5 protein-coding genes are annotated in these 5,507 nt (G+C 66.0%); 1 reads left to right on the top strand and 4 read right to left on the bottom strand.

Features of this window, described 5'->3' with window-relative positions:
- Window positions 1-346: 346 nt before the first annotated feature.
- The 4 genes from LC092_RS20980 to purD form a co-directional block, all read right to left on the bottom strand.
- Window positions 347-634 (bottom strand): GIY-YIG nuclease family protein, encoded by a 288-nt coding sequence (locus LC092_RS20980; protein WP_224809675.1) that lies wholly within the window; start codon window positions 632-634, stop codon window positions 347-349.
- A 281-nt stretch (window positions 635-915) separates the two neighbouring features.
- Window positions 916-2,001 (bottom strand): phosphotransferase family protein, encoded by a 1,086-nt coding sequence (locus LC092_RS20975; protein WP_224809673.1) that lies wholly within the window; start codon window positions 1,999-2,001, stop codon window positions 916-918.
- Window positions 1,998-2,873 carry an alpha/beta fold hydrolase gene (locus LC092_RS20970; protein ID WP_224809671.1) on the bottom strand — a complete coding sequence of 292 codons (876 nt, stop codon included), beginning with the start codon at window positions 2,871-2,873 and terminating at the stop codon, window positions 1,998-2,000. The genes LC092_RS20975 and LC092_RS20970 overlap by 4 nt, the downstream gene beginning before the upstream one ends.
- A gap of 147 nt (window positions 2,874-3,020) precedes the next feature.
- On the bottom strand, window positions 3,021-4,298 hold the full coding sequence (purD, locus tag LC092_RS20965) for a phosphoribosylamine--glycine ligase (RefSeq protein ID WP_224809669.1): 1,278 nt from the start codon (window positions 4,296-4,298) through the stop codon (window positions 3,021-3,023).
- Window positions 4,299-4,452: 154 nt separating this feature from the next.
- Here purD and ubiA point away from each other — a divergent pair, with 154 nt between their 5' ends.
- Window positions 4,453-5,394 (top strand): 4-hydroxybenzoate octaprenyltransferase, encoded by a 942-nt coding sequence (gene ubiA, locus LC092_RS20960; protein WP_224809667.1) that lies wholly within the window; start codon window positions 4,453-4,455, stop codon window positions 5,392-5,394.
- Window positions 5,395-5,507: the final 113 nt, after the last annotated feature.

Below are 5,507 nucleotides of genomic sequence, written 5' to 3'. Positions count from 1 at the left end.
TTGTCGAAAGCGGAAAGAAGAAGCTCGTCGCTCTAACAGCCGTCATGCGAAAGATCGTCGTCATCCTCAATGCACGCATGAGAGACGAATTCAACGCAATGAGTTGATGACGGCTGAGAACAAGGCCACGCCTGAGCACTGACCCTAGATCCGGGACGATCAGTCGATAGGAAGGGTATAGACCGCGACCCACACACCGACGTCGTCCCGGCCCCCGAGCCGGGATCCAGTCCGCGTCGACAAACGGGCGAGCAGTCGAGGAATGCAGAGCGGTCCCCGGCGCTCTGTCTCCCGCGACGGCTGATGGAAGCAGTGATCGATCCTCCTGGCTAAATCGATGGTCGCTTCAACCATTCAAAGTTACATACAAATCATTCCAATCCGGGTTCAAATCTTCAATCGCTTTGATTTTCCAAGCGCGCCGCCAACGCTTCAATTGCTTTTCACGCGCTATTGCGTCGGAAACGCCATCGAATGTCTCGTAGTAAACTAGCCGATCGATTCCATGGCTCTTGGTGAATTCGGCTCCTACTCCTTCCTTGTGCTCATATACACGACGCGCAATATCGTTTGTGACACCAACATACAGAGTTCCGCGAGTTCGGCTCGCAAGGATGTAAACGAAATAGGCCATCAACAAAGAGTTGTACGAAGTTGCATCATATGCAACGGAACTTCAAAGCCGCTGAGGGCGCCAATAGCCCCCGGATCGCAGCTCGCGCTGCGTCCGGGGTGACGGCTGAAGAGAACGGCGGGTCGGGTAATCCTCAAGCTTTCCTTCGCGCAAGCGCCAAAGGCAGCAAGAAACCGCAGACACCGACCCATGTACCAATGTCATCCTGGCCCCTGAGCCTGGATCCAATCTACGTCTACAAACGCACAAGCGGAAAAGGGCCCACGGCCCTCGCCTTCCCCTCACGCCCCCGCTTTGACCGCAAACCCCCAGGCCGTTTCCGCGAGCGGGCGGATCTGTTTCGCCATTTGCTCCGCGTTCTCGTTGGTTGCCGTGCCGTCGCGCACGCGCCCTGCAATCCCTTGCAGGATCGCGGCGATGCGGAAGAAGTTGTAGGCGAAAAAGAAATCGAGATCCTTCGCCACCGGAAACCCCGTCGCCCGCTCGTAAGATCCGATGTAGTCGGATAGCGCCGGCAGGCCCAGCGCCTCGAGGTCCTGGCCCGCGAGCGTGCCGATGCCAGCACCCTCCGGGCCTTCCGGCATCACCCATTGCATGCAGTGGTAGGTAAAATCGGCGACCGGATCGCCCAGCGTCGACAGTTCCCAGTCGAGCACAGCGGCGACGTCGGGCGTCTCAGGTGCGACGATCAGATTGTCGAGGCGGAAGTCGCCATGCACCACGCGCGCCGGCTGCGCTTGCGGCAGCCGGGTCGGGAGCCAGTCGATCAGACGGTCCATCTCGGCGATCTCTTCCGTCTCGGACGCGCGGTACTGTTTCGACCAGCGCGCGATCTGGCGCGCGACATAGCCCTCCGGCTTGCCGTAGTCGCCAAGCCCAAGCGCCTGCGGATCGTAGCTGTGCAGCTGTGCCAGCGTCGCGTTCATCGCGCCATAGACGGCGGCGCGCTCTCCCTTCTCCGCCTCCGGCATCGCCGGGTCCCAGAAGATCCGCCCCTCGACCTTCTCCATCACGTAGAACTCGGTGCCGATTACGCCGGCGTCCGTTTCATGCCCGAGGACGCGCGGCACGGGAAAGCCCACCTCCCCCAGTGCCTTCATCACCCGGTACTCGCGGTCGACCGCATGGGCGGACGGCAAGAGGGTGCCCGGCGGCTTGCGCCTGAGCACGAAGGACCCGCCCGGCGTTTCCAGCAGATAGGTCGGATTCGACTGCCCGCCCTTGAACTGGCGGACCTGCAGGGGGCCGGCAAAGCCCGGCACATGATCCGCCAGCCAGCCGGCGAGCCGCCCCGCATCGATGGCGAGCGCGTCCGGCACCGCCTTGGTGCCGGAAAAGGCGTCCTGCCGATCGAAACTGCCGCTCACGCTGCCGGCCCCGTGCGGGCTTTCAAAAAGCGCGTCAGCGCGGCAAGGGTGGCTTGCGGGTTTTCCTCCACGACGAAATGCCCGCCGTCGATGCCCTCGCCGGTGAGATCCTCCGTCCAGGTTTTCCAGGTGTCGAGCGGGGTCGAGGCCTTTCCCGCAATCCCGGCATTGCCGTAGAGCACCAGCGTCGGCGTCGCGATCCGGCGACCGGCCGCGCGGTCGGCGCTGTCGTGCTCCATGTCGATGGTGGCGCCGGCGCGGTAGTCCTCGCAGGCCGCATGCTGGCGGGCCGCTTGCGAAAACGACGCGCGATAGGCTGCAAGCGCGCGGGCATCGAAGGCGGAGAGATCCTTCGCCGCCGTCCAGCTCGCCAGCGTGTAGTCGAGATAGAAGCCGGGATCGCCGGCGATCAGCCGTTCCGGCAGCGGATGGGGCTGGGCGAGGAACAGCCAGTGGTAGATCGCCATGGCATAGCGCCAGTCCATCGCCTTCCAGTACTCGTAGGTCGGCAGGATATCGAGCACGCAAAGCGCTGTGAGCCGGTCGGGGTGATCGAGCGCCATGCGATAGGCGACGCGCCCGCCCCGGTCATGCCCGGCGACGGCGAAGCGCGCGTGTCCCAGCGCCGCCATCACGGCGACCATGTCGCGGGCCATCGCGCGCTTGGAATAGCGCGCGTGGGCCGGATCGCCTTCGGGCGCGTCGGAGGCGCCGTAACCGCGCAGATCCGCCACCACCACGGTGAAATCGCGAGCAAGCGCGTCGGCCACCGGATGCCACATGGCGTGGGTCTGCGGATAGCCGTGCAGCAGCAGGAGCGGCGGGCCGTTGCCCTTGATGCGGCAGAAGATCTCCGCGCCGTCCCCGGTCACGTGCCTTGCCTCAAATCCGGGAAAAAGATCCGCTATCTCGCCGCCCACGCTTGCCTCCGCCTTGCACGCACGCCGTCAGGATGGCGCCCGTTTGGCGGTGAGCATGGCCGCTTTGGCGCGAGCCATCAAGGGCGGAGCGGCTCGCGCTCAACCCTCTTCGCGTTCGACCGCCCGCCAGCCGATGTCGCTGCGGCAGAACCCGTCCGGCCAGTCGATGCGCGCGACCGCCTCATAGGCGCGCGCCTTTGCCTCGGCCACCGTCTTGCCCAGCGCGGTGACATTGAGCACGCGCCCGCCGTTCGCCAGAATGCGTGCGCCGTCGCGTTTCGTTCCGGCGTGAAATACCTTGACGTCGGCGCTGCCCGCGAGCGCGTCGAGACCCTTGATCTCGGTGCCCTTCTCATAGGACCCCGGATAGCCGCTGGCGGCCAGAACCACGGTCAGCGCCACCTCGTCGCGCCAGGCGATGTCGACGCCGGCAAGTGCGCCGTCGACGGCTGCTTCCATCAGCGCGACGATGTCGTCCTGCAGCCGCATCATCAGCACCTGGCATTCCGGGTCGCCGAAGCGCACGTTGTATTCGATCAGCTTCGGTCCGTCGGCGGTGATCATCAGACCGGCGTAGAGAATGCCGGTGAAGGGCATGCCCTCGGCACGCAGCGTGTCGAGGGTCGGCTGCACGATCTCGCGCATGGCGCGCTCCGTCAGTGCCTCGTCCATCACGGGCGCGGGCGAATAGGCGCCCATGCCGCCGGTGTTGGGCCCGGTGTCACTGTTGCCGACGCGCTTGTGATCCTGCGCGCTTGCAAGCGCAAGGCCCGTGCTGCCGTCGCACAGCACAAAGAGGCTCGCCTCCTCGCCGACGAGACACTCCTCGACAACGACTTCGGCCCCGGCCGCGCCATAGGCCCCGTCGAAACAGGCGTCGACGGCGGCAAGCGCTTCTTCCACCGTCTCGGCGACGGTGACACCCTTGCCGGCGGCGAGCCCGTCCGCCTTGACGACGATGGGCGCGCCGTTCTTTTCCACATAGGCGCGCGCGGACGCCGCATCGGTGAAGCGGCCATAGGCGGCGGTCGGAATATCGGCGCGCGCGCACAGATCCTTGGTGAAGCCCTTGGAGCCCTCAAGCGCTGCCGGCGCCCGGTTCGGACCGAAGGCGCGAATGCCGGCCTCAGACAGCGCATCGACGAGACCGTCGACCAGCGGCGCCTCGGGGCCGACGACGACGAGGCCGATGTCCTCGGCCCTGCAGAAGGCGATCACGGCGGCGGCGTCAGCGGTGTCGAGCGCGATGCACTCGGCCTCCTCGGCGATGCCGGCGTTTCCAGGCGCGGCGAAGAGACGGGTGGTGCGCGGCGACCTGGCGATCGCCCATGCCAGCGCATGCTCGCGTCCGCCCGATCCGATCAAGAGAATGTTCATGGCCGCGTCCTGTCTTGTTGCGTCGTCCCGGCGCGCGTGGCGCCGGATCGCCTGCCTCGTAGCGCCCGGACCGGCGCGAGACAAGAGCGCCGCGGCCTTTTCTTCGCGCGCCAAACCCGGTACCACACGCTCAAACGTCAAAACGGGTGAGACGATGGGCGAAGACACGATCTCCGGACGCGTCGCCGACGCGGTCAAGGGCCACTGGGTCGACACGCATGCCCCCGACTGGCTGCGGCCTTACGCGCGGCTGGCGCGCTGGGAACGGCCGATCGGCTGGCAGCTGCTGCTGTGGCCGTGCTGGTGGTCGGCGGCCCTTGCCGCGATTGCCGGCGGGGCGGCCTTCCCCAACCCCTGGCACCTCGTGCTCTTCATGATCGGAGCCATCGCCATGCGCGGCGCGGGCTGCACCTACAACGACCTCGTCGACCAGGACATCGACGACAAGGTCGCGCGCACCCGCTCGCGCCCGCTGCCCTCGGGCCAGGTGACCCCGTTTCAGGCCAAGGTGTTTCTGGTGGCGCAGGCCCTCGTCGGCCTCGCCGTTCTTCTCCAGTTCAACACATTCGCCATCCTGCTCGGCATCGCCTCGCTCGCCGTGGTCGCGGTCTACCCCTTCATGAAGCGGGTGACCAACTGGCCGCAGCTGTTCCTTGGGCTGGCGTTTTCCTGGGGCGCGCTGATGGGCTGGGCCGCGGCCTTCGGCGACCTCGACTGGCCTCCGGTCGCGCTCTATCTCGGCGGCATCCTGTGGACCATCGGCTACGACACGATCTACGCCCATCAGGACAAGGAGGACGACGCGCTCGTCGGCGTGAAGTCCACCGCAAGGCTCTTCGGCGACTGGACGAAACTGGCGCTGACCGGCCTCTACGGCGGCGCGACGGTCTTGTTCGGACTGGCGATGATCGGCGCCGATGCCGGGCCGGCGGCCTTTGCCGGGCTGATCCTCAGCCTCGGGCACCTGGTGCGCCAGATCGTGGTGCTCGACATCGACGACCCCGACCAGTGCCTGAAGCTCTTCCGCTCCAACGCGCACTACGGATGGATCCTGTTCGGCGGGCTTGTCGCCGATGCGCTGGTGCAGGCGCTCTAGATGTGAAGTCTCAGGAGGTTGTTCACCCGGTTCGGGGTTAGGCTGCAATCGCCAAACTCCAGCCGAGGATCCCGAAGGATGAACAACCCGCACCAAGGTGCCCGCCTTACCGT

Origin of the sequence: Stappia stellulata, from assembly GCF_020176715.1 — a bacterium.
Taxonomy (GTDB): Bacteria; Pseudomonadota; Alphaproteobacteria; order Rhizobiales; family Stappiaceae; genus Stappia.
The sequence above is the reverse complement of the archived record's forward strand: the minus strand, read 5'-3'. Positions and strand labels throughout refer to the sequence as shown.

What these genes read in the sequence shown, in the direction of transcription:
- LC092_RS20980 (WP_224809675.1), bottom strand. Translation starts at nt 634, where the DNA reads ATGGCCTATTTCGTTTACATCCTTGCGAGCCGAACTCGCGGAACTCTG.
- purD (WP_224809669.1), bottom strand. Translation starts at nt 4,298, where the DNA reads ATGAACATTCTCTTGATCGGATCGGGCGGACGCGAGCATGCGCTGGCA.
- ubiA (WP_224809667.1), top strand. Translation starts at nt 4,453, where the DNA reads ATGGGCGAAGACACGATCTCCGGACGCGTCGCCGACGCGGTCAAGGGC.